The following is a 24,472-nucleotide window of genomic DNA, read 5'->3' as shown; positions in this document are numbered from 1 at the left end:
GCCGTGTCAGTGGCGGTCCGTACCCTCGACGGCATGGAGGGGAACGAGCGGAAAGTCCCGCACGGGGAGGAAGCCGACACCGAGGCCTGGCAGCGGCTGAGCGCGTACGCGTACCTCAGCGCGCCCGAGCGCTTGGAGTACGTCGCGGTGATGCGGGTGTTCTGCGGCACTCTGCTCGCCGACCTGTCCGTACCTGACCTCCTCGCCAAGCTGGCCGAGAAGGACATCCCGGGTGCGGCGCTGGACGCGGAAACGCTCACCCGCAGGCTCGAAGAGCTCGTTCGCTGGGGCAATCTGCTGCGCAGCACGCACACCGTCAAAGCGACCAGCATCACCGAGTACCAGCGCTCGCGGTCGCGATACCAGCTGTCGAAGCTGGGGGAGCGCGTGCAGCGGGGCGCGGACGAGGTACTGGCCGGGGCGGACGCGGCACGCGAGGTGAGTAGTGAGCTGCTGGTCCTCGTCGACCGCGGACTACGCGAGATCGCCGCCATGGCCGCGGCGCCGGGCGGTGCCGATCCGCGGCAGGCGCTGGAGCGGATCAGCACGCTCTTCGTGCAGTTCGCCGAATTCGCCGAGTCCGTCCGGGACTTCTACGCATATCTGGGCCAGGTGCTGGCGCGCTACGACCTCGACTCGGCCGAGTACCAGGGGTTCAAGGAACTGCTGCTCGACTACGTGGAAGCCATCACCGAGGACGTCTCCTTCCGTGCTCCGCGCATCGCGGCTCACCTGGACGCCGTCCGGCCCCACCTGCCCGGGCTGCTCGCCCGGATCGACGCACACGCGGCGGGCATGGGAGCACTCGCCGATGGGCTGCCCGAGACGCGGGTGCAGCGCAGCCGCGGACGGGACATCGGGGACTGGGATGGGCTCCGTGAGTGGTTCACCGACACCGGAGGACACTCCAGCCAGGTGGATCAGCTCAGGGACGCCACCCTGCGGGCCCTGCAGTCGCTGCTCGCCAACGCCAAGCGCATGCTGCGTTCGGCGTCCGGTGAGATGTCCCGTCGTAAGGACCTGCTGCGGCTCGCGGCCTGGTTCGACGCGGCGGAGCCGGAAGAAGCCCACGACGTGGCGGTCGCCGCCTTCGGCCTCTACGGCGCGCGCCACTTGGGGGTGGCACCGGACCCTGACCGGTCCGTGCCGGCGTACGTGAGCTGGTGGACAGGACCCGTGGTGGACGTGCCGGTGGCGCTGCGCGAGCGCGGCAGCAGGGCGCCGCGCGGACGGGCCGCGGCGGCCGAGAACCACTCGGAACAGAAGCGCCGCCTCATGGAGCAGGCGCGGCAGCAGGCCGAGGCCCGGCAGGCGGCCGCCGACGAACTGCGCAGTGCCTCGGGCAGGTTCGATCAGGTGCGCTTCAGTGCCCCTGCCATGCGACTGCTCCTGGAGCTCCTGACGGCGGCTCTCGGCAACGCCCGACTGAAAAAGAACGCCCGTGACTTCCTGCTCGACGGCGCGCAGGCGGACGACGTGGACCTTGGCATCCGGCTGACCGCGTGGCGCACACCCGGCCGGTCCACCGTCCTGCGGTCGGTGGACGGCGACCTGACGGCGGATGATCTCACGCTGGCCGTCGAGGGCCTCGCCGTCGAGACGGCATCCGCACCGGCGATGGGGGAGGTGAGCGCCTGATGCCCCTGCCCTCCGCGCACGATGTCGCCCTCGCGGCCGAGCGCCGCACTGCCGCCCGGCTCCTGCTGGCCCACCCCCTGGTCACCAGCACCGGACCGCACAGCGACACCTTTCCACTGATCCGGCGCCACGCCGACTGGCTGGCCCAGCGCTTCCAGCAGGTGTTCGGATATCGCCTGCTGGTGGAGGCCTCGTACGCCCGGCTGTTCAAGGCGGGCCTCGGCCTGGGCTCGGGCCACCGCCTGGAACGACCGTCGACCGGAACGCCGTTCAGCCCGCGGACGTACGCCTATCTGGCCCTCGCGCTGTCGGTCCTCGTCACTGCACCGGAACAGCTCCTGCTCTCCCAACTCGTGGCCGACCTGCGGGCCGCGGCCGTCGACGCCGGCATCGAGATCGCCGACACTGGGCGGCAGACCGAGCGGCGGACCCTCGCTGCCGCCCTGCGGCAACTCGTCGACTGGGGCGTTCTGGTCGAGACCGAGGGGCATGTCGCGGCCGTCGCCGAGGAACGGGCTGGGGAGGCCTTGCTGACCGTCGACCGCGAGATCGCCCGGGCCGTCGTCGCCGGCCCGCTCGCCCAGAGCCGCGACGGCGCGGACCTCGTGCGTCGGGCCGCCGACCCCGGCTTCGGAGGGCCACGTACGTACGTCCGCAGGCGTCTCGTCGAAACCCCTGTCGTCCACCTCGACGACCTCACGGACGCCGAGCGCGAATGGCTGCGTACCAGGCAGCGGCGCGAGGCGCAGGCATTCTCCGAACTGCTCGGCCTGGAAGCGGAGATCCGCGCCGAGGGCATCGCCCTGGTCGACACCGAGGACGAACTCACCGACCTTCACCTGCCGGGCACCGGGACGGTGGCTCAAGCCGCGCTGCTCCTCGTGGAGCGGCTGGTCGACCGGCTGCGTCCCGAGGATCCGGGCCATCCGGCGGTCGGCGGACGGCTGGTCATCGGAGTACCTGTCCCCGAAGGGCTGCTGCCCGACCTGCTCGACGAACTGATCGAGGAGTACGGCAGGCGCACCAACTGGCAGCGCGGTCACCTGGAGGACCGGGACGGATTCCTCGCGGTTGTGCTCGACCTCCTCGTCCGCATGCATCTGATGACTTCCGCTGGGCCTGTGCGCGCGGACGGCCACGGCCTGCCCGAGGGATACGAGCAGACGGTGGCCGACGGGCGCTCCGTCACCGATGTCTCTCAGGCGCGGGGCTGTGACCGTCCGGCCGGCGGCTGGATTCTGCTCGCCGCAGCCGCCCGGTACGCCACCACGGTGGCGGTGAAGTCCCGTACCGACCAGCCCCCAGCGGACGACGTGTCCGAGGAGTCGCCCCGATGAACAGCCCGCTGACCCTGCATCGCTACCAACTGCACCGTGCGGGCATCCGGAACGTCTGGCAGTACGACGAGCAGGAGTTTGCCTTCGGCGAGGGGCGCCTGCTGCTGCGCGGCAAGAACGGCGCCGGTAAGTCCAAGGCCTTGGAGCTGCTGCTGCCCTACCTCCTCGACGGCGACGCCCGTGCGCTGGACGCCACGGGAACCGGACGCACTACCCTGGCCTGGCTGATGCTCGACGGCATCGAGCACACCAACCGGCTGGGCTACCTGTGGCTGGAGTTCGCGCGGACGGACGAGGACGGGAACGACCACCATCTGACCATCGGCGCGGCCATCCGCGCGTCCCAGTCGACCAAGACGGCGAAGCCGTTCTTCTTCACCACCCGGCTGCGGATCGGTGAGGACCTCGACCTCGCCCCCGCAGGGCTGCCCCTCCCCACCGACCGGCTCAAGTCGCTCGTCGGCTCGGAGAACGTCACCGACCGCGCCGTCGAGCACCGGGCCAGGGTCGCCCGGGAACTGTTTGGTCTCACCGACCCTGCGCGCTACCGCAACCTTCTCCACCTGCTGCACCGGCTGCGCCGTCCCACAATCGGTGACCGCATCGACTCCGGCGGACTGGTCTCGGTCCTCGCCGAGACCCTGCCCGCCCTCGACGACGAGGTCGTGGAGAAGGTGGCCCGCAGTCTGGACGACCTGGACTCCGTAAGGGCCTACCTCGGGCGCCTCGAACGCACCGACCAGGCGCTGCGCACCTTCCTCACCGACTACCGCGGCTACCTGCACGGGGCACTGCGCCACCGCACGGACCAGGTGACCGGTGAGCTGGAGCAGTTGATGGAGGACCGCAGGTCCGCGGGTGACGCGGCGCGCAGGGCGGAGGGGCTCCGTGAGCGCGAGCAGGAACTCGACGCCCGCATCGAAACCCTCACGAGCGAGTCGAGTGCCGCCGAGACGGACCTGGCCGCTCTGCACGCCAGCGCCGGATACCGCAGCCTGCAGGAACTCGGGGAGAAACGCACCACGGTCACTGCCCTGCACAGCGCGGCTGCCACCGCCTTCAAGGCCGTCCGCCAGGCGCACAGCAACCAGGAGGAGGCGGGGCGGCGACTCACCGCCGAGTCCCGACGGCTCGGTGAAGAACTGGTCGAACTGAGCACCACACATGGCGAGTTGGTGCTGGAAGCCGAGCGGTCCGGGATCGACCCCGTGCATCTGGGGGAGCCCGTGGCGACGCCCGTCGCACCGGTCGGCACCGCCACCACGGCCGAACTGACCGCACCGGAAGGCGACTTCCACCTGGTACGACGCAGCGAGGTGCTGGCAGTCGACACCGAGACCTGCGCGGCCGGACTGCAGGTCTGGGACGCCCGACTCGACGTCGCGCAGCCGGTGATCAGGAACCGCGTCAGGTTCGTCACGGAACTGGGCGCTCTCATCGCGCGGTCGAGTGACGCTCAATGGCAGGCGGACGAGGCCGACGGCGCCCGTGAACGTCTCGAGGAACAGGCGGACAACGCGCGGGCCCGGGCCGACGGGCGCCGACAGGAAACCGCGCGTGAGTCGGAGGCGTACGCCATCGCGGCCAGAGAGTGGAGCGAACGGCTGCGGACCTCCACCGGGGTGTCCCTGGACGCCGTGTACGCCCTTGTCGCGCAGGACGCGGCCGACGGTCCGCTGCCCGCGCAGACCCCCGACGAGGTAGTCGAAGCAGCCCGGTCGGTCGTCGACCCGTGGTTGGCGGAACGGGGCGCGGAGCGTGACGACCTCGCCCTGGCCGTCCGCGAACTGGAGGCCGAACAGGACCGCCTCCGGCGCCGACGCGAGGATTGGGAACGCCGCACCGATCCCGAGCCTCCGCCCTCACCCCACCGCACCGCTCCCCGCACATCCGGCACCGGAGCGCCCCTGTACCGGCTGGTGGACTTCGCCCACGACCTGGAGCCGGACGCGCGGGCAAACCTGGAGGCCGCGTTGGAGGCGAGCGGCCTGCTCGATGCCTGGGTACGTGCAGACGGCGCGGTCCTCGATCCGACCACCCATGACACCCTCCTGGTCCCGGGAGCCCCCGTGGCCGGGGTGACGCTCGCTCGGGTGTTGCGGCCGGTTGCCGCGCCCGACAGCGGAGTGACGGCGGAACAGATCGAGCGCGTACTCGGGGCGGTGGTTCTGGCCGGGGCTGGGGTCCGCATCAGCGATGCCGCGCCGGTGTACGAGGCGGCGGAGGCGGGGCCGCACACCGTGATCGGTACCGACGGCTCCTGGAGGCTCGGCATCGCCCACGGCCGCCACACCAAGGAGTCCGCCGAGTACGTCGGCGCGGAGGTGCGTGCGGAGACACGTCGCCGGGCGCTGGCGGAACTCGACGACGGACTGACCGAACTGGAAGGCGAGTTGACGGAACGTCGACATGGCCTGCACATCCTCACCGAGCACCGCGACCGTATCGGCGACACCCTGCGCCGCCCGCCCCCGGCACGTGGGCTGACGGACGCGTGGGCCCGTACGGTCGAGGCCGAGCGCACCGCAGAATCCCTCGCCTCGCAGGCGTCCGCTGCTGCCCGCGAAGCGGAGCAGGCACGCGCCCGCGCGGTCGCCGCCCGGCGCGAGACCGAGGCGACGGCGAGTGCCCAGGACCTCCCGTCGGAGCCGGCTGCACTGGAAACGGTCCGTCTGGCCCTGGACCGCCTCGGGCAGGGTACGCAGCGGCTTCGTCGGCGCATGCGCGCGGTCCTGTCCACGGCCGACGGCCACCTGGGCAGCCGGACGGACTACGAGCGCGCCGAATCTGTCCGCCGCGAGGCCGAGTCGGACTACGCGGAACCGCTCGGTCGCCTGGAGACCGCCCGCCGAACCATCCAGGCCATGGAAGAGGCCCTCGGAGCCACCGAGCAGGAAATCCTCGCCCGCGAGGCCGCGGCGACGCGCCGTCTGGAGGCCGTGGCATGTCAACTCCCGCACACGCGCAGGGACCTGGCCGAAGTACACGACCTGCGCGTACGGGCGGAAGAGGACGAGAGGGTCCGGCGCGAGACACTCGCCGCCGAGGAGGCAGAGGTATTGGCCTGCGGCAGAAGGCTGCGTACGGCCCTCTCGATGCCGGGCGTGCTAAGAGGAGCGGGTCTCAACTCCGTCGCGGACGACGGAGCCCTGAAGGCCTCGGACCCCGTCCACCGCGACGTGAGGGAACGCATCGCAGCGCTGCGCCTGCTGGCCGACGCCGTGCGTCGCGGCCTGGATTCCGAACGCAGTGACATCTCGGACACCACCCTCCTCAACCGCCACACCGACCTGCGCGACCAGCTCTCCGGCGGCTACGACGCAACGATCGAGGAACACGACGGCATCAAGTTGTGCCGGCTCGTCGACGACCACGGCCCGCACGACATCGCCGTGGTCGGCGAGCGCATCGCAGCGGAGGCCGTCGAGGCACGTGACCGTCTGACGGAGCGCGAACGCGAGGTCTTCCAGCGCTTCCTGACGGGAGAACTTGGTGACCATCTGTCCTCGCAGGTGCTGGCCGCAGGCGCCCTGGTCTCGGCCCTCAACAGCACTCTCGCCACGGTTCGTACGTCGCACGGCCTGGGCGTCACCCTGGACTGGAAGCTGGCGGACGGCGTCGAAGCCGACGTCAAGGCGGCCGTCGACCTCCTGCACAGCCCCTCCGGGCTGCGCACCCGTGAGCAGTCCGAGCAACTCCGCGACGTCCTCCAGCGCCGTATCGAGGACGCCCGCCGCGCCGACCCGGCCGCCGGCTATGCGGCCCACCTGCGCACCGCCCTGGACTATCGCGGCTGGTTCGCCTTCACCCCCTGGGTGGTCAACGACGCGGCACCGGGCAGCCGCCGTAAACTCTCCGGCCGCACGGGCCTGAGCCAGGGTGAACAGCGGGTCCTCTCCTACCTGGTCCTTTTCGCCGCGGCGGCAGCGCACTTCACCAGCCTCGCCGACAGCGCCCCGCACACACCCCGCCTGATTCTCCTCGACGACGCGTTCGCCAAGGTGGACGAGCCCACGCACGCCCGCCTCGGCCGCATTCTGGTCGACCTCGACCTCGACTTCGTCCTCACCAGCGAGCGACTGATCGGCAACTGGCCCGACGTACCGTCCCTCCACATCTACGAGTGCCTGCGCGACCCGCATGTACGGGGCGTGGCCACGCTCCACTACATGTGGAACGGGCGGCAGCGGAGGCTGATGTCGGCATGACAGGACGCGAAAGAGCCGACGAACCTCCTCCTGCCGCCGACGCCCTCGCCTTTCTCACCCGGCCGGGCCTCACCCGCCTTTGGACCGCGGCACGGACCCGGCTGGAACGCAACGGCCTCCAACCGGCCGGAACCATCAGACTTGAGGGCCTGGACGCACAGGAGCGCGAGGCACTGTCCCTCCTCCTGGCTCGACCGATCACCGGCCGCACCGCCGCGATCCGCCTGCCGGACCTGGACATCCGCCTGCGGGCCAGCGCGGTCGGACGGGGCCTGGCCTCGACACTGGAGGAAATGGGTCCGTCCTTGACGGACCGCCGGGCAGTCCGCGACGCGGCGGCGGCCGAACGAGCCCGTGTGTGGGTGGCAGCTCAGACTGAGGTGGAAGCCGCGTCGCTGTCGGCCCAGCCCTGGACGGCACAGTGGCTGGAGGAGATACGACGCGTCGGCACACTCGCCCGCCAGGATCCGCACACGGCAACCACGGTCGTCACTCAGGCGATCCATACCCTCGCGACGCTCTTCCCCGGCACAGACCCTCGCTCCACCCCGACCACCTGGGGCCGCGGCGAACTGGCCACCAGCGCCACCGGCTCGGCCCACGGCCTGGACGACGGCACGCTGCTGTCCCGGCTGGTCCTGCGCGGCATCGCGCTGGCCCGGGGTGTCGAGCTGCCCGCTGACGCGCCGGAGCGACGAGCCCTGTGGCGCATGGCCTCGGTCGCCCCGGACGAGGTCTCCAGCACGGTGCTCACACTCGGCTTGCGCCCCACTGGCGGTACCTGGCGGGAGGCAGCCCTGCGCGAGCGCGCCGACCACCACATGGAGACTCACGTGACCCTCCGCGAACTACGCACACTGAGGCTGGAGATGCCGCCCGGGACCCGCGTCCATGTCTGCGAGAACCCGCGCGTGGTCGAGGCCGCGGCCGACGCCAGCCGTAGGGCACCCCTGATCTGCACCTCGGGGAGCGCGACGACGGTCGTTCTCACCCTCCTGGACGCGTTGGCGGCGTCCGGTTGCACCTTCGCTTACCACGGTGACTTCGACTGGCCCGGCATCGCGCTGGCCAACCGGATCGTGCATCGGTACGGAGCTGAGCCATGGCGTATGCGAGCGGTCGACTACGAGTACATCGCGACTCGCACGCGGGTGCGCGGGACACCGCAGATCGCCCTCAGCGGTACACCGGCCGAGGCCGTGTGGGACGCGGAACTGGTCCCCACCATGAACGCCCTGGGCATCGCCCTGCACGAGGAGGCGGCGCTCGATCTGCTCCTGGAGGACCTCGGGTGAAGGCACCTTTCGGACGGCGGACCGGCTCGGCGGACTTGAGACGCGCATGATCAGCTTCCGCTCTTCTGCAGGTCGCCCAAGCCTTGGTCGTCGCGGACGCCTTCCGGGGCCTGGTCCTGCCCGTCATCCGCCAGCGCGGACAGTACGAGGCAGACGACTGGCGCCCAGCGGGCAGGGACGCCTCGGGAGCACTGGAAGACAGCCATAACATTCGGTACACGCATATGGTATCCGCGTATAGCGTTAACGCCGTCAACGAGTGCATGCATTGATAGCTGGATGGCCGCTGTGTACGGTTGTCCGTATGACGGACACTCCCGCCCCCATGGCCAACGCGCTGGTCACCGGCTCCGAGATCGCCAGGCTTGCGGGTGTGACCCGCGCCGCCGTCTCGAACTGGCGGCGACGTTACGACGACTTCCCCAAGCCGACCGGCGGGGGTGTCAACAGTCCGCTGTTCGACCTGGCTGAGGTGCAGTCCTGGCTGGACAGGCAGCGCAAGGGGCAGGAAGTCTCCTTGGAAGTGCAGCTCTGGCAGGCGTTGCGCGGAGTGTACGGCGACGACATGCTCGCCGGGCTCGTGGAGGTCGCCCGACTCCTTGCTGAAGGAGAGGCACATGAGGAGCTTCCGCCGGGCATCGTCCGGCTCGCGCGGGATCTGGCCGAGGGTGGGGGCGTGGCAGAGGCGGTGAGCGATCTCGCGGAGCGCTTCACCGACTCCGTACGCCGGGCCGGATCGGACCAGGTCACCTCACCGCGCGTCCTCCGTGCCGTACGCCACTTCGCCGGTGAGGTGGCACCTGACGCGACCCTTTTCGACCCAGCGTGCGGTATCGGCTCCCTTCTGCTCGCCGTCGGTCCCGAGCAGGGCGCCAGGCGGTGCGGGCAGGAGTCCGACGCCCGCAGCGCCGAGTTCGCGCAACTGAGGGCCGACCTCGCCGGGCGCGGCGGTGTCGGCATCGTGCCGGGGGACTCTCTGCGTGACGACCAGTGGACGGATCTCAAGGCCGACCTGATTGTCTGTGATCCCCCAGTCGGTGAACCCGACTGGGGGCGTGAGGATCTGCTGCTCGACTCGCGTTGGGAGTTCGGCACCCCCTCCCGTGCCGAAGGCGAACTCGCCTGGCTGCAGCACGCCTATGCGCACGCCGCGCCGGGCGGGCGTGTCCTGATGGTCCTGCCCGCCTCGGTCGCCTACCGCAAGGCGGGCCGCCGTATCCGCGCCGAGCTCGTGCGGCGAGGCATCCTCACCCAGGTCATCGCCCTTCCGTCGGGCACGGCGGCCTCGCATGCGCTTCCCGTCCACCTCTGGCACCTGCGTCGCCCCCGGACGCTGGGGGATGCCGTCACCAGTGTGCGCATGGTCGATCTGACGGCGAGCGATCCGGACGGCTCACTGGAACCGGGCCCCGAGCAGACGGCGGACGTTCCCCTGATCGATCTGCTCGACGATGCCGTGGACTTCACTCCCGGCCGTCATGTCGAGGATTCCCATCGTGACTACACGCTTGAGTACCAGACCCTGCGGCGGGAGCTGACCGAGCAGGTGAGGCTGTTGGCGGAGTTGCTGCCGGTGTTGGTCGAGGGCGATGGCCCAAGCGCTCTGGACGGACCTACCGTCAGCGTCGCCGACCTCGCGCGCGCAGGGCTCGTCGAGTACGGCGATCCGGAACCGGTCTCGATCAGCGACCAGCTCGACACCGACTACCTCCAGGGCTTCCTGCGCAGCGCGGCCAACACGCGGCGCTCCACGAGCACCAGCGGCACCTTCCGCCTCGACGGCAAGGGCGCCCGCATCCCGCAGATGGACATCACCGAGCAACGGAGGTACGGGGCGGCCTTCCGCGCGCTTCAGGAGTTCGAGGAGCGAGCGCGGCGAGTGGTGGAGCTGAGCCGGGACGCGGCGGCACTGGCCAGGGACGGGCTCGGCAACGGCGCGCTCGCCCCGGACAGCTGACGGAGAGCGTCACAGTGCCGGCCCTGTACGCCTGTTCGGTCACGGCACGAACGAACTGGCCGACCCGCTCCACGTCACGGCCAAAGCCTCCCGCGCACGTGTGCACGCCACGAAGAGCAGGCACCGCTCTCGCAGCAGATCCGAGTCGTGCTGCAGCGCGTCCACGGAGGCCGGTGTCACCTCACGGGCGAACGGCACCGCGCTTGCCGTCACTCCCAGGACGGTGACGCAGCGGAACTCCAGCCCCTTCATGGCGTGCATGGTGGCAAGCCGCACCCCGTCCGCGCCGGGCCCCGGGTTGTCCCTGACCCGGACCACCGGGATCCCCGACGCGGTCAGCTTGTCGTACGCCTTGTCGAGCAGCACGTTGAAGCGAGCGCACACCCCGATCTCCGACGGCCGGATGCCTTGGTCGATCCAGTCCTCGATGCGCTCGACGAGCGCCGCGACCTCCGCCTGCTCGGAGCCGTACCCGTCCACGTGGGGTCTCCGGCCGTGCAGCAGGGAGCGGTAGCCGGCCAGGCTGTCGCTTCCCTCGCCGCCCAGGTCGTCGACCGACACCGGGCTGAGGATGCCGGTCGACCAGACGAGGATCTCCTCCGTGGAGCGGTAGTTGATGCGCAGACGGTGGGTGCGGCCTGCCACCGAGATGCCCAGGGAGCCGAGCGACACCTTCGAGTCGTAGATGCGCTGGTGCGGGTCGCCAGTGATGAACAGGTCGTCGCTGCCGGGTGCCACCGCGCCACGTAGGACACGCCACTGTGCGGGGTGCAGATCCTGTGCCTCGTCGACGACGACGTGGTCGTGAGTGGGTGCCGCCCCGGTAAGGAGGTCGGCCGCACGCGCACACACCTTCAGATGCGTGGTGGCCTTCTGGGCACGCAGCATCGACTCGAACAGCTCGACGGCCGACCACAGTTGATCGCGTCGCGCCGATGGCAGCGCGCTGCCGCGTCCGCGCCGCAAGGCGCTGCGGTAGGCGTCAGGTGTGCGCAGATCTTGGGCGAGTACGACGTGTCGGTACTCCTGAGCCAGGAACTGCTCCGTCCACGGCAGACCCAGTTGCTTGACGACACGCTGCCACAGCTGCCGTTCCTCCCGATCGTTGATGGGGGAGGGAGCTTTGCCGTCGAGGCGGGTCACGACGCCGTGCGCGTAGGCGTTGACCGTGGTCACGTCGACACGGCCGAGCAGCGCGTCGTCACCGTCGAGGAGCAGGGACAGGTTCTCGCGCAGTGAGCCGGCCAGGGCGTTCGTGTAAGTGGTCAGCAGGACGCGGGTGTCGGGAGAGCGCGTGAGGAGATGCTTGACGCGGTGCAGGGCCGCGACTGTCTTACCCGTGCCGGGGCCGCCGGTGATCTGGACCGGACCGCCGTACGACACCCGGTAGGCGACGCGGCGCTGTGAAGGGTGCAGGAACACCCGCCAGGCCGTGAACGGCTTCTCCAGGATGTCCGCGAGCTCTTCGGGACCGGTGACCAGGGTGATGCGGTTCGTGGTGTTGGCGATGGCGACGGCGAGGCTCTCGTCGGGGTCGGGGCCCGCGCCGACCGGACGGCGGACGGCGACCACGTCCCGGTACACCTCGTCGGGGCCGAACCCTTCTCCGAGGTACTGGAGCACTTCGCACTGGTCCTCCGGCAGCAGTGTCTCGAACGCCTTGAGCTGTGCTTTGTCGATGATGGTCCGCGCGGCACGCAACACCTGGTCGTCGATGCCGAGTTCGCGCAGCACGGTGTCCGAGTACTTCGCGAAGAGCAGGGAATCGGCGGCCGCGGCTGCCTTCTCCAGGGCCGGGGTCAGCTGCTCGATGGCGGTCACGTTGCGGACTTCGAGCGCGCGCGTCGCGGAGTTCGTCGTGTACAGCCGCTTGGCGGCCCAGGTGTACGCGTCGTCGTGCCGTACGACGTTGACGAGCAGGAACACATCACTGCCGTCGTCCGGAGCGAGGACGACACCGCGCCAGAAGTCGTTGATGCGGATGGTCCGCATGCGCGGGTCCTGCGCGTTCTGCACGGACTCCAGGTGGAGCCCCTTGTCCGCGTGCAGTTCGGGCACGGAGAGCAGCTGGAACTTCTGCATCGCCTTGCGTACGCCTGCCTTGACGCGCTTCTCCAGGATGTCGTAGCTCTCCCAGAAGCTGTTGGCGAACGCGAGCTGCGGCACGAGGTGAACTCCCCACCCTGGACGGACACTCCGCAGTCGATCATACGCGCGGGGTGTTCACCAGCCGCTGGGCCATCTCCTCGATGTCCATGAGCAGTCCGGGGGGTTCCTGGTCCAGGTCGAGGGCGTGCTGATGGATGACGATGCCCGCGTGGCGCACCTGGTGGGCGGCGTGCGGAGCATTGCCTTTCGCGTACACCAGGTGACCTTCGCGCAGTCCGAGGGCCGTGCAGTACGCCAGCATCTGGTACAGGTCGGCGTCGGGATAACCGCCGGGTCGCTCGGCCTTGTACTTGGCGTCCACCACCGCGCACGGGGTGCCGTCCGGCCCGTACAGCACGAAGTCCGGCCTCATACGGATCGCGGCGGCCTCGTCGAGGTGGTGGGAGTCCTGGAGACGGGCGGTGTGGCCGCCCGAACTCAGGCCAGGGTCATGGCCCTGGCCCTGGCCTTGGAAGGTCTCCCGTAGGGCGGTCGTCACGAAGTCCTCGAAGAGCTTGTTCATGTCGAAGAGGAAGCCGTCGATGCGCAGATCGCCGGGGCCGTGTTCGGCGGAGGCGCCGTCCAGAACGACACGCGAGAGACGCAGGGCCTGGTGGTATTGGGAGTTGAGGCGGGTGGGACGCCAGTCGGGGATCGGCTGTCCGCGCACGACCGCCGTGACGTCGGTCAGGCGGGCGCGCTGGTGCAGCAGCCTGCGGCGTACGTCGCGCGGTATGCCGGGCAGGCGAAGGAGACGTTCGACGGCCGCACGGAGGATGCGGTTCTCCGCGATGTCGGTGGTGAACTCGTCGTACGCCACCTCGATCGGCAGCATCGCCCCGAAGCGCCGCCGTATCTGTTCTGCCTCTCTGACCCGGCCGCGGACGACGAGCGCGGATTCCTCGGTCGCCCGATAACCCTGCAACAGGCCCTGTCGCAGGGCCCGATCCACCTGTCGTTCCACGGCGTGGGCGAGCGCGGGCAGCAGATCGTGGTGCTCGGCGACCTCGACCTCGCCGTCTCGCCAACTCCTCCTCGGATCAAGGCTGTAGCCGAGCAGGAAGAAGAGCCGGACGATGGGCACCTTGGGTGTGATGCGCACGGTGACCGATCCGCCGCCGCCCGGTGCTGTGACGGCCACGGCCCCGACCTTGCTGCCGGCCCGCAGCGACCAGTGCCCGGGCGTGTACGGGTCGGGGGTCGCGTCCACGATGCCGGAAGCGGCGAGGGCACGGCCGACGGCATCCGGCAGGGCGAGTCGGGCCGCCGGCGCGTGCTCGACCAGCTCGACGGAGCGCGGGGCGTCCACCGCGGACGCGTCTACTGCGGACGTCACCCCAGCGACTCCCGCAGCGCGGCCAGCCCGTACCGCTTCTCGATGTCCACACCTTCCCCGTAGTGATGCTCCTCCATCAGGGGGAGGATCTTCGTCCGCCAGGTCCGTTCAAGGCCGCCCTCCCGGTAGACGCCCTTCTTCATCAGGTACGAGGGCCCGATACGGAAGTCGGGGTCGTCGATGCGGGAGTTGAGCGCGTCGAGCAGTTCGGCGGGCTCCGCGTCCTTGCCCTCCTTGGCCAGCCAACGGCGCAGCAGACCGCGTGTCGGCTCCGTACGCGGCGACAGTTCGACGAAGGCGAAGCGGCGGCGCATCGCCGCGTCCACCAGGGCGATGGACCGGTCGGCGGTGTTCATCGTGCCGATGACGAACAGGTTCGGCGGCAGCGCGAAGTCATCACCGGAGTAGGTCAGCCGAACCGACTTGTTGCGGTACTCCAGCAGGAAGTACAGCTCACCGAAGACCTTCGCCAGGTTGGCCCGGTTGATCTCGTCGATGATCAGGAAGTACGGGATGTGCCGGTTTCCCTCGCGGGAGGCCAGGTCCGCGAGTTCGCGCAGCGGGCCCGCGGTGAGCCGGAAGGCGACCTCTCTGGTCTGCGCGTCCTCCTGGGGCCGGAAGCCCTCGAAGAAGTCCTCGTAGGCGTACGACGGGTGGAACTGGACCAGTTTGACCTGCTCGGGACCGCCGCCCAGGAACTCGGCCAGTTTCAGCGCGATGAAGGTCTTGCCTGTGCCGGGCGGGCCGTACAGCACCAACTGCCGCTCGTCCCACAGTAGATCGCGTACTTCGCGCAGCCACTCGCTGTCGTGTACGAGGAGTTCGTCGGCCAGCTCCTCAGTCGGCTCGGGCAGCTCCAGCTCGCGGCGGGCGGTGAGCGCCGGGATCTCCATGCTGGGGTCCCGCTCTATGGCCTCCGCCTCCTCGACCAGCTCCTCGTCGGTCAGGCCGAGACCCTCGATGTGGGCTTGGACCGAGGTCAGGTCGACGACGTCATGCTGGATGGACAGCTTCTGCTGGAGCTCCTCCGGGAGTTCGTCGTACGGGTGCCCGGTCGGCTGCCACTCCACCGGGCGGCGCAGGTTGGACCGCCGGTCCTCGGACTCGGTCTGCTCCACCTCACCCGTGATCTCACCGACGTACAACTTCCCGCCGGAGATGGTGCACACGGTGTCACCGGGCTTCATGCGGGAGAGAAAGGCGTGCTGGTCCTCGACGAGCTGCTGCTTCTGGCCGTACGTGGCGGTCGACTCGTAGTCCTCCTGGACCAGGGCGCGCAAGTGCTCCTTGCTGATGCCCTGTTGGATGCCCTGCCGCAGCCGGGAGGCGGCCAGGGTGACGCGGCCCTCCGGTAGCCACAGGCGCTGGACCAGGTCGAGACCCGTGACGTTCGAACCGCGGACCAGCCAGGGGCGGTTGGGTCCGGCCCAGATCCCTGACATGAAGTCGGACAGGGGTGCGCCGTCCTCCGTCCGCCACTCGATCCAGCCATTGCGTGGGGCGCCGACGAGCAGCTCCGCGGCGAAGGACGGCGATCCGCACTCCACGTCCTCGGTCAGCTCCAGCCAGCCCGGCCAGCGCGCGGACGGGACCAGTACGCCCGCGGCCTTCAGCTCCTCGCGCCGTCTGAACTGTCCGCGGAAATGCTTGGCGAACGAGGGCATCACGTGATCACGAGCGGGAGATCCGGACCTCACCAGGAACTTCCTGCTCCCGTTTGTCCCGGTTTCGTCCAGAAGTAATCCTCGTGCCCGGTTGATTCCGTCTCCGCTTGGCAGCCGCAGCTGAAACTCCGGATATTTGGCCGCCATGAAACTCCCCCGTCACACCATTGATCCCATCTTGCTCGCAGCGTACTTCGAGCCACTGACATCAGACCGTCCGCGAGCAATGATCCCCCGCTTCCTACGATGTGCATTCGACTGTGGGAGGGGATCACATGGCGGACAGCGTTGCGGAAGGGGCGTCGGAAAGTGCTTTTCGACGGGGGCGCGCGGACTGGCTGGAGGCGAGAACCTGGGATCTCGCCGAGGTGATGGAGGGGGCCGGGGCGCGGCTGTACAAGGTGCTTCCCGCCGCCCCGGGGGATCAGCGACTGGTCGCGGCGGTGACGCTGGCGAGAGTGGCGGCGGACGAGGCACGGGCCCAGCCCGTGGCCGAGAGCGTCAGTTGGCTGGAGCGCCTGATTCCGGGAGGGAACCTGCATGATCTGGAAGAGGCGGTACGCGAACTCCGGTCCCGTCTCGCATCGAGCGGCGAACCCGCTCTCTGGTCGTGGAACGCCGAGGGCTGGGAGGAGATGCTGGGATGGTGGTGGGGGCGGAGACCGTCCCGTACCGGCCATCCGGAACGGGACTTCGCGGAGTGGCGGTCGCGCTGGTCGGCGGACGGCCTGCGGAACGACGACGTCGACCAACCCGAGAGGGCGCCTCGCCGGCACGGCCGGGAACTCGTCACACCCGCCGAGTTCTTCGCGCGTGAGCCCGAACCGCTGAGGCTCCTGGCGCACGCTGTCCTGACCGCACCCGCCACGGCCGCCGCGGTCCAGGATGCCGTACTGCTGCGCGAGGAACACCTGCAGGGCGCCGGGCACCTCGGGTGGCTGGCCGAGCAACAGGCGCGTGTCGAGCAGCTCGAAGCGTGGCGCCGCAAGCAGCAGAGTGCGGGTTCCGAGGCGACCCGGGCCTTCCTCGCGGAGTTGTCGGAGGCCGTCAAGCGATATATGTCGCTCGTGTTCCAGCCGGTGGTCGAGGCCCTCTCCCCCTGTGAGCGCGCCCTCCTGAGCGACAGCAGGAACGGTGCGCGGCGTTCCGCCGCCGACTATCTGGACGCCTTCCTCGACGCGCAGGTGCAGCCCGGCGAGGAGGCCTGGTGGGACGAGCGGCTGAGCGCGGATGTCGAGCAGCAGGCGCGGGAACGACACGAGCGGGGTGAGACGACGTGGCACGGCATGTCGGGCTCGGTCCCGGCCTGGTACCACATCATCGGCTCCAGGGAAGAGAGGGCGGCGGCCCTGGCCTACTCCGGGCGACCGTCGGCATCCGTCGTCCGAGTCAGGGCCGGCGAGGAGGAGCGGGGTGAGACCTTCGGCCTCTTCGACGACCTTTGGGCCGAGTCGGAGGAGTGGTACCCGGAGCCCGGGGTCGAGATCCGCTATGACGCGGACAGCGTGTTCGACCTGTGCGCGCTGCTGGCGGTCGCTCAGCTCGGTCATGCACGCCTGGAGTTCCTGATGCCGAGGGCCGACGGGAGTTTCCAGCGGCTTCGCTCGGTCCGCGCCGGCGTTCGCGCGGACGACACCGGCGCTTGGCGCCGCTGGGCGCTCGGTTCGCTGTCGGCACTGGTCCCCGACCCGGAAGACCTGGCCGACCTGATCGCCCGCGAGGACGATGACGGGACGGACGACAGCGACGAGACGGGCAGCCGTACGAAGTCCGAGGACCGCCCCTCACCTGACTCCGGCCGCCGGACCGTCGGCGAGGGTCTGCCGGTCGCACTCCTCAGTAAGGTCAAGGCGCTGCTGCGGAAATCCGAGAGCGCGGCGGCCACCGAGGAGGAGGCCCGCGTCTACCTCGACAAGGCCACCGAACTCATGGCCAAGTACGGCATCGAACAGGCCATGCTCGACGACGTGGCCGAACCGGGCCGGCCGGTGGACCGGATCGTCGATCTGTACCCTCCCTACGTCAAGGAGGGGCGGCGGCTGCTCAGCCGGATCGGCTACGAGATGCGCTGCCGCTCTGTGTATCCGGGCGGCAAGAACAACCGGCACCGCGTCCACCTCTTCGGCTTCGAGGCCGACCTTCAGGCGACCGAGGTGCTGTTCGCGAGCCTGCGCCTGCAGATGCTCGACGGTGCAGACCGTGCGGACCGTCTGCACCGCCCGGAGGGCGAGGATGCGCGTGCCTACAAGCGTTCCTGGATGCTCGGATTCATCCGCGAGGTGACCGCACGGATCGGTGCCGCCCAGCGGACAGCGAGGGCCGCCGCCGAGGATGGAACCGAAGCGGACGGGGAGGGGGCGAGCGGACGCAGTGTCGCGCTGGTCCTCGCCGACCGGACGACGGTGGTCGAGGCGCGCCTCGCCGCCCAGTATCCGAAGCTGAACAAGACCCGTCCGACGAAGTTCAAGGGCACTGGCTACTGGCAAGGAGTCGCCGACGGGCGGGACGCAGACATCGGCGGTCCCGCCTTCGACGAGGAGGAGCAGGCCGCGCAACTCACGTACTGAACTCACGCGTTGAGCGATCCGGAGGGCCGTGGGCCGGGGGAGACCCCGGCCCACACCGTGTCGCCGCGCAGGCGGATGTCAGAGGTCGTCGGGGAGCAGCCGGAAGGAGGGCTGGCCGGTCAGTGGCCGCATCATGCGGAAGTGGCCGTCCGTCGTGAAGACATCGGCTGTGTGGAAGGCCGCCGCCAGGGCGAACCTACGTGGTGGCGCAGTGACCGTTCGACAGTCACGCGAGTACGTGCCCATGCCGGGCATACCGGTCCTGGGTATGGGTTCTCAGCGCAGCGCCGCCTGGATCCATGTGCTTGCGTCCTCGGGACGCGCATGGGTGTCGACGCCGAGGATGCTGATGGTGCCCAACAAACCCCTGGGGCCGCGCACTTGGAGGGTTCGCTGGGCGTGACTGCCCGCCTGGGGATGGACGATGACGGCCGTCGGGGTGGCGTCGGCGGATGCGTAGCCGCTGCTGTAGGTGAGGAGTTGGTGGACGTCGGCCGCGCTCACGCCGTGGCGGTCGTAGCGCTTGTACTTGGCGTCCACGGGCAGCAGCGTGCGATGTGCTGTGTCGTGTCCTGGAAGTGTTGGGAGGCTGAGCAGGAGATCGGGCCGGAAGGCCGAGGCGTTGCCCAGGTCTCCGCGGACTGTGATGCCGACGCCGCTTCCGCCGGGCACGGCGTGGCCGCCGTGCGGGCCGACGGCCTCGGTGCCGAGACGGCGGACGACGGCTTCCCAGAGCGCGGGCATGGCGAGCAGGAGACCGTCCGCCATGGTGCCCTGGTCGGTGAGCAGGTCGGTCACGCCGCCACCGCGCAGCAGCAGCCGGGCCCAGGTGTGGGCGGGCCGGTAGCGGGCGTTGAGGCGGGTGCAGTGGGTGCGGTCCAGAGCGCGGAGCGCCGCGGCCGGGGTCGGGGCCTGCGGGAAGGCGCCGGCGGCGCCGTGCAGGGCGCGCGCCAGGTCGGGACTGGCGGTCAGGGTGAGCGCCGCCTTCAGTGCGCTCCCCAGAACGCGGTTTTCCCAGATGTCCGCCTCCCGGTCGAAGGTGCGGACGTGCAGCTGGTCCAGTTGCCCGTAGCGGCGGGTGGCTTGGGCGGTGACGTCCAGGCGTCCCCGGAGCACCGGTTCGACGCTCCTGCGGCGTACGTAGTCCCGGCGTAGTCCCTCCTGCAGCAGCCGCTCGCACTCTTCGAGCAGGGCGGCGGCGACCAGGTCGGCGTAACCGTCGGGCCCGGTGGCCCACCGCCTGGCCGTCGCCGGGATGGGCGTGCCGAGGGCGTAGGCGAGCCAGCTCATGAGCTGCTCTCCCGGAATGGCGAACTTGGGTGCGATGACCACGCGGACCCGGTCAAGGACCAGGACCCCGACGGTCGCGTCGGCCTTGAGCCGCCACCCGGTGCGCTCCCTGGTCAGGGTGATGGAGCCCCGTGCCTGGAGGGCGTGTAGGCGGTCGACGTCCCGGGGAGTGAGCTGATCGGGTTCCAGCGGGGCGGACTCGTACTCGCCGAGCTGGACCGGGGTGCGGTCAGGCATCCGGGCCGGGAACGCCGCTGGTGAACTCGGTCGCCAGCGCGTCTGCCAGATCCTGCGGGGGCATGAAGAGCGCACGCCCGGTCTCGGCGTCGACCAGGCCGCCGAGAATACGGTGCAACAGGTCCGCCCGGCCGAGGCAGTAGTCCTCCAGGAGCGGGATCACCTCGTAGTGGAAGGCCGCGGCCAGATCCTCCTCGGTGGCGATCGGCTCACCGTCTCGCAGCAGGTACGCGTGCCCGATCTGGTGGTCAGCGTCGAGATGGCGGGCGATGCGGGTGTTGAGGGACTCGAAGAACGCGGCCAGGTCCAGGGGACCCACGGTCCCGGAAACGGCGTCCGGGTCCGGGCCCACGGGCAGGAAGGCGAAGCGGCGGCGAACCGCGGCGTCCAGGTGGCTGATGCTCCGGTCGGCGGTGTTCATCGTGCCGATGACCCGGACGTTCGGCGGTACGGAGAAGCGCCGCTTGCTGACGGGCAGGGCGACCGGCAGGTTCCGCTTGTCGAGTTCGAGGAGCGTGATCAACTCACCGAAGATCCGCGGCAGGTCACCGCGGTTGATCTCGTCGATGACCAGCAGGAACGTCTGGTCGGGATGGGCGGCGGCCCGGCTGCACAGGTCGTGGAACAGGCCGTCCGTGAGAGCGAGGGTGAGCCCCGGGCCGGTGGCGCTCAGGTCCGGCTTGAAGCCCTCGACGAAGTCCTCGTAGCCGTAGGAGGGATGGAAGGTGACCATGCGGATACGGTCGCCGTGCAGCATCTCGGCCTGAGCCTCGGCACGTTGGCGGACGTCGGCGTCTCCACCGAGCACGCCCGCGCGGCCGTCCAGGGCGAGGGCGGCGCCGAGCGCGAGCCGGGTCTTGCCCGTACCCGGCGGCCCGTGCAGGATCACCTGCCCCTTGCGCTCCAGCGCGTCCAGTACGACCTGCACGTCCTCGGGCAGTGCGACCGGCGCGCCCGCCTGAACCTGGCCCGTACCCGGGACGGAGTCGGAGCCGGAGCCGGCGTTGTGTGCGGTGAACCTGGCGAAGAGGGACGGGTCGACCTTGGCGAAGGTGGACCGCCACCCGTGCTGGGGCTTCGACAGTTTCTGCGCGTGGGAGAGGTCCCAGGCCACCGGGACGACGTGATGGAACTCCGGCCGGTCCGGGTCGTAGCGGTAGCTCCCGTCGACCCTGCCGGTGGCCAGGACCTCGTCCATCCCGCGGTTGGCGACGACCCGGTCTCCCGCCTCCAGATCCCGGAAGGCCAGCAGCCGGCGGGCGAGGGTCAGGCTGCCGCCACTGCTGCGCGGCCAGTGTGCGTCCAGGGCCTGCTTCAGTTCCGTGTCGCTCTGGTACTGGCCGAGATCGCCGAGCTCGTCCCACCCGACGCGGACGAACCCGCCGTCCCGGCATTCCTCCCACAGACGGCCGCGCTCGCCGGGGGCGATCTTCCAGATGGTGCGTTGCCGGGGATTGAAGTGCTTGTACAGGAAGCGCATCACCTCCTGTCCCGTCCAGCCTTCGAACTCGTCACGGGTCCGCACGAGTTCGCGCAGTTGACGGTTCGTGCGCGAGGCGGGGACGCCGGCCTGCGCCTCGCCGCCGAGCAGCCTGACGAACGTCCGCAGATGCTCGGCCGCGTAGATCGGCAGGAAGTGCTGGGGGAAGTAGGTCGCCAAGGACTTCGTCACCAACGTCGGCCCGTACCGCAGCACTTCAAGGTCGTCCAGCGCCTCGAAGTCTCCTGCCCCGACGGTGTCGAAGGCCCGGACGAACTGTCCTCGCAGTTCCGCCCAGGCGTCCTGCGGGTCCATACCCCTCAGCGGAGCGGCCAGCCGCCATTCACCGGAGTTGTGGTGGTACATGATGTGCTTCGCGGCACTGCCGCCCCTGATGCTGCCAAGACTCGGGGTGAGGAACTCCAGCAGCCGGCAGTACGTCGGCGCCGAGCCGGGCGGCGCGGCCTGCCCGAGGGCGTAGCGCTCCAGCGGCAGCTCCGGCCACTCCTCCAGTGGAAACTGGGACAGCACCTGCTTGCGCTCGTCCTCGGCAGCCGACTCGGTGTCCGCCACGGCGGTCCGGTTGAACTCGGCTGCCGCTGTGCGTACATCCACCCCGTCGTTTGTCATGGGGGCCATGATGCCGGAGGGCGGAGTGGCGTTCCCATCGCATGGCGAGGTCGGTTCCTGGGCAACGAGCGACACGGCGGCGGGAGAGGTTGTGCAGGACTGGATCCACATCCTTTGGACGCAGCCGCGGAAGGGAGCTGACGCTAGCCGGCTGCCGACGCGTCTCCCGTGCCGGGGGAGGTCTGCGACCCTGCGAGAACTCCTCCGGGCAGCGCCATGAACTCCTTGAAGCAGGTCTTCACGTACTGCTGGGTGCTGCCCAGCGCGCCGTCGGCCCCGTGCGTCCGGTCTCGGAGGGCTACACGTCGTCAGGCCACAGGCGGAACGCCGGGTGCCCGGTGAGGGGGCGCACCATCCGGAAGTGGCGGCGGTCCAGGGTCAGGATCGAGTCCGTGTGGTACTCGGATGCCATGACAACGTTCATGGTGTCCGTAAGGCCGATCTGTGGATATCGCCGCATCGTCACCAGCGCGGTAGAGAGGTGCGGCTCCATTTCGGGCACCGCATACCGCCGTACGGCGACGCGGTCGCGGATGTGAGCCAGTGCCCCGTGCGCGGCCTCGGGGCCGATCCGCGTGGTCAGCAGACAGTCGAGTTCCGCCAGGACCAGTGGCGTCACCACAAGGTGGGCCGCCGCGGCTACCGCCTTGCGGCACTCCGCATGCTCTCGGTCACTTCCGTCGTAGTACGCGTACAAGCCGGACGTGTCGGCGATCAGGACAGTCACGCGCCGAACCCCTCCAGGTAGTCGCCGCGTCCCGCCGCCCAGTCCACGGCGGAACCGCTCTGGAACACGGGGGCTTCGTCGTCCTCGCCCATGGGGTCGGTGGGATGCACGGGGATGTCCTGGTCGCCCACGGGAGCGAGTATGGCGACCGGCCGCCCGTTTTTGGTCACCGTGACGCGCTCGCCGCGTTCTGCGGCGGCGAGGATCCTGGAGGCGTTCTGATTGAACTCCCGCGCGGTCGTTTCCATGTACTACACGGTACTACGCTGTTGTATGTGCGGCTCGGTATATGCCCTCTCCTGCAGTGTCCGGGTCCTCTGTGCACTCAGCGGGAGTCGAGTCGCGAGATGTGTCCCTACTCGCCCTCGTCCGGCAGGTTATTGATCAGAGGTACGAGGAGCGGGTGGACCGAGAAACCGGACCTGCGGATGACCGAAGCCGCCGCCTGGTGCTCCGCCGACCCCCTTTGCGCCGAACACACCGGCCAGGGCTTCGGCAACCTCAACCGCGCGGCCTGCCACGCCTGCGCCCTGCTGCCCGAGACGAGCTGCGAGACCGGCAACACCCTCCTCGACCGCGCTCTCGTCGTCGGCTGTGAACAGGTACCCGGCTATCTGGAGTCGATCGTCACGGCCGCCCGGAGCGCCGCGGTGGATGCCCTGGAGGAGATGTGACCCTCACCTACCTCGACCTCGTACCGGAGCAGCGCTCCTGCCTCGACGGTCTCCCCTTCGACGGCAATCACCTGATCAGCGGTCCGCCCGGCAGCGGCAAGAGCCTCCTCGCGGTCCAACGGGCCATCATGCTCGCCCTTACCGGAACCCCGGCTGTCCTGTTGACCCGGTCCAATCTGCTCCGCCAGTCGCTGGCCGCGACCGTACACGCGCTCGGCCCGGCGGACCGCGGCGTGCGCGTCGCGACCGCACACGGGTGGCTCACCGAGTGGTACGGCGGACAGCCCCCACGCGGCACGGACGGGTGGTTCGACTGGCCCGCCTTCTACGGCCGTGCCGTGGAGACCGGCCCGGTGCCCGGACTCACCCTGGTCATCGACGAAGGCCAGGATCTGCCCCCGGAGTTCTATCGCCTCTGCCGTCTGCTCGGAGCCCGAACGACGGTGTTCGCGGACGAGTGCCAGCGGCTGACCGACGCCAACTCCACGCTCGCCGAGATCGCCGAGCGGTTGGGCCGCTGTACGCGTCTCGCACTTGACGGCAACCACCGCAACACACGCCAGATCGCGTCCTTCGCCGCCCACTTCCACACGGGAACCGGTCTGCCCGCCTTCCCGGAACGCGAAGGGCCGCCCCCGAGACTCCACCGTCTGCCGGCCGACGGCGCAGCCGACCTGCTGATCCATCTGGCGCAGAGGCACCCGCAGCAGAGCATCGGAGTGATCGTGAATTCCACCGACACTCAGCTCTCACTGCTCGGCAGCCTGGAGCGCAGAGCACCTCGGCTCAAGCCACAGCTGTACACCTCCCGGGCCCGAGCGGAACAAAGCCGTTACCGCACACTGGACCTCGGCCGCCCGGGGATCGTGCTCGTTCACCGGGCGAGTGCCAAAGGGCTGGGCTTCGACACCGTCGTGATTCCCGACACGCATGCCGACACGGCGGTCGATCCCACCTCGGCCACCCTGCGCATGACGTATTACGTCCTGGCGACCCGGGCACGACGTGAACTCCATCTGGCGTACGAGGGAGAAACAGAGCCACCTCTGTGCGCGCAGGTGGGGCCTGGTGACCTGCTGCGCGGATGACAAAGGCCTTGTGCTTCAACCTATTTCGGTTCCTGTCGTGGTGAGGCCGCTGAAGAGGGATGTTCGAGGATCACGGGGTACACGCCGGTCTGTCGGCGCGACAACGGCCTGTCGGCGACGCACGGCCTGGCGCCGAGAGCCGATGGGTCATCAGAAGAGTCGGCAACCGGCCAGTGTGAGCCCTGAAACACCTGAG

At 69.8% G+C, this 24,472-nt stretch carries 15 protein-coding genes and 1 pseudogene; 8 read left to right on the top strand and 8 right to left on the bottom strand.

Going from position 1 to position 24,472, the window contains the following annotated elements:
* The first annotated feature begins 33 nt into the window (after positions 1–33).
* The 5 genes from OG734_RS05010 to OG734_RS04990 all read left to right on the top strand — a co-directional run bounded on the left by OG734_RS05010 (position 34) and on the right by OG734_RS04990 (position 10,435).
* On the top strand, positions 34–1,638 hold the full coding sequence (locus tag OG734_RS05010) for a TIGR02677 family protein (RefSeq protein WP_330286242.1): 1,605 nt from the start codon (positions 34–36) through the stop codon (positions 1,636–1,638).
* Positions 1,638–2,975 carry a TIGR02678 family protein gene (locus tag OG734_RS05005; protein ID WP_330286241.1) on the top strand — a complete coding sequence of 446 codons (1,338 nt, stop codon included), beginning with the start codon at positions 1,638–1,640 and terminating at the stop codon, positions 2,973–2,975. The genes OG734_RS05010 and OG734_RS05005 overlap by 1 nt, the downstream gene beginning before the upstream one ends.
* The gene (locus OG734_RS05000; RefSeq protein WP_330286240.1) at positions 2,972–7,183 is read left to right on the top strand and encodes a TIGR02680 family protein; all 4,212 of its coding nucleotides are present in this window, start codon (positions 2,972–2,974) and stop codon (positions 7,181–7,183) included. Before OG734_RS05005 ends, OG734_RS05000 begins: the two co-directional genes overlap by 4 nt.
* Complete coding sequence (locus OG734_RS04995) at positions 7,180–8,478, top strand: TIGR02679 family protein (protein ID WP_330286239.1); 1,299 nt, start codon at positions 7,180–7,182, stop codon at positions 8,476–8,478. The genes OG734_RS05000 and OG734_RS04995 overlap by 4 nt, the downstream gene beginning before the upstream one ends.
* 304 nt (positions 8,479–8,782) lie before the next feature.
* Positions 8,783–10,435 carry an N-6 DNA methylase gene (locus tag OG734_RS04990; RefSeq protein ID WP_330286238.1) on the top strand — a complete coding sequence of 551 codons (1,653 nt, stop codon included), beginning with the start codon at positions 8,783–8,785 and terminating at the stop codon, positions 10,433–10,435.
* A 39-nt stretch (positions 10,436–10,474) separates the two neighbouring features.
* Here the strand turns inward: OG734_RS04990 and OG734_RS04985 are convergent, their stop codons facing one another.
* Genes OG734_RS04985 through OG734_RS04975 form a run of 3 tightly spaced genes read right to left on the bottom strand, consistent with a single transcriptional unit; the run spans position 10,475 to position 15,730 of the window.
* A complete protein-coding gene (locus OG734_RS04985) occupies positions 10,475–12,601 on the bottom strand; it encodes a UvrD-helicase domain-containing protein (RefSeq protein WP_330286237.1) in 2,127 nt (708 codons plus the stop codon).
* Positions 12,602–12,641: 40 nt separating this feature from the next.
* Positions 12,642–13,919, bottom strand: coding sequence for an McrC family protein (locus OG734_RS04980; RefSeq protein ID WP_330286236.1), 1,278 nt, complete (start codon positions 13,917–13,919; stop codon positions 12,642–12,644).
* Positions 13,916–15,730 (bottom strand): DUF4357 domain-containing protein, encoded by a 1,815-nt coding sequence (locus OG734_RS04975; protein ID WP_330286235.1) that lies wholly within the window; start codon positions 15,728–15,730, stop codon positions 13,916–13,918. The genes OG734_RS04980 and OG734_RS04975 overlap by 4 nt, the downstream gene beginning before the upstream one ends.
* Before the next feature lie 128 nt (positions 15,731–15,858).
* Between OG734_RS04975 and OG734_RS04970 the strand changes: the two genes are divergently transcribed.
* Positions 15,859–18,150, top strand: a complete 2,292-nt coding sequence (locus OG734_RS04970; protein WP_330286234.1) for a DUF2786 domain-containing protein — start codon at positions 15,859–15,861, stop codon at positions 18,148–18,150.
* Positions 18,151–18,228: 78 nt separating this feature from the next.
* On the opposite strand, the gene OG734_RS04965 is transcribed toward OG734_RS04970, so the two are convergent.
* The 5 genes from OG734_RS04965 to OG734_RS04945 all read right to left on the bottom strand — a co-directional run bounded on the left by OG734_RS04965 (position 18,229) and on the right by OG734_RS04945 (position 22,762).
* Positions 18,229–18,405 (bottom strand): hypothetical protein, encoded by a 177-nt coding sequence (locus OG734_RS04965; protein ID WP_330286233.1) that lies wholly within the window; start codon positions 18,403–18,405, stop codon positions 18,229–18,231.
* 21 nt (positions 18,406–18,426) lie between these two features.
* Positions 18,427–19,677: an McrC family protein gene (locus tag OG734_RS04960; RefSeq protein WP_330286232.1), complete on the bottom strand. Its 1,251-nt coding sequence runs from the start codon at positions 19,675–19,677 to the stop codon at positions 18,427–18,429.
* Positions 19,670–21,787: an AAA family ATPase gene (locus OG734_RS04955; protein WP_330286231.1), complete on the bottom strand. Its 2,118-nt coding sequence runs from the start codon at positions 21,785–21,787 to the stop codon at positions 19,670–19,672. The genes OG734_RS04960 and OG734_RS04955 overlap by 8 nt, the downstream gene beginning before the upstream one ends.
* A gap of 298 nt (positions 21,788–22,085) precedes the next feature.
* Positions 22,086–22,514, bottom strand: a complete 429-nt coding sequence (locus OG734_RS04950; RefSeq protein ID WP_330286230.1) for a PIN domain-containing protein — start codon at positions 22,512–22,514, stop codon at positions 22,086–22,088.
* Positions 22,511–22,762, bottom strand: a complete 252-nt coding sequence (locus OG734_RS04945; RefSeq protein ID WP_330286229.1) for a type II toxin-antitoxin system Phd/YefM family antitoxin — start codon at positions 22,760–22,762, stop codon at positions 22,511–22,513. The genes OG734_RS04950 and OG734_RS04945 overlap by 4 nt, the downstream gene beginning before the upstream one ends.
* A 186-nt stretch (positions 22,763–22,948) precedes the next feature.
* Here OG734_RS04945 and OG734_RS04940 point away from each other — a divergent pair.
* Together OG734_RS04940 and OG734_RS04935 are read left to right on the top strand one after the other, a co-directional pair.
* Positions 22,949–23,188: pseudogene (locus tag OG734_RS04940) on the top strand (hypothetical protein); the annotation flags it as partial.
* On the top strand, positions 23,185–24,276 hold the full coding sequence (locus OG734_RS04935; protein WP_330286228.1) for a DNA helicase: 1,092 nt from the start codon (positions 23,185–23,187) through the stop codon (positions 24,274–24,276). The pseudogene OG734_RS04940 and the gene OG734_RS04935, both read left to right, overlap by 4 nt.
* Positions 24,277–24,472: the final 196 nt, after the last annotated feature.

It is taken from the genome of Streptomyces sp. NBC_00576, assembly GCF_036345175.1.
Lineage (GTDB): Bacteria > Actinomycetota > Actinomycetes > Streptomycetales > Streptomycetaceae > Streptomyces.
The sequence above is the reverse complement of the archived record's forward strand: the minus strand, read 5'-3'. Positions and strand labels throughout refer to the sequence as shown.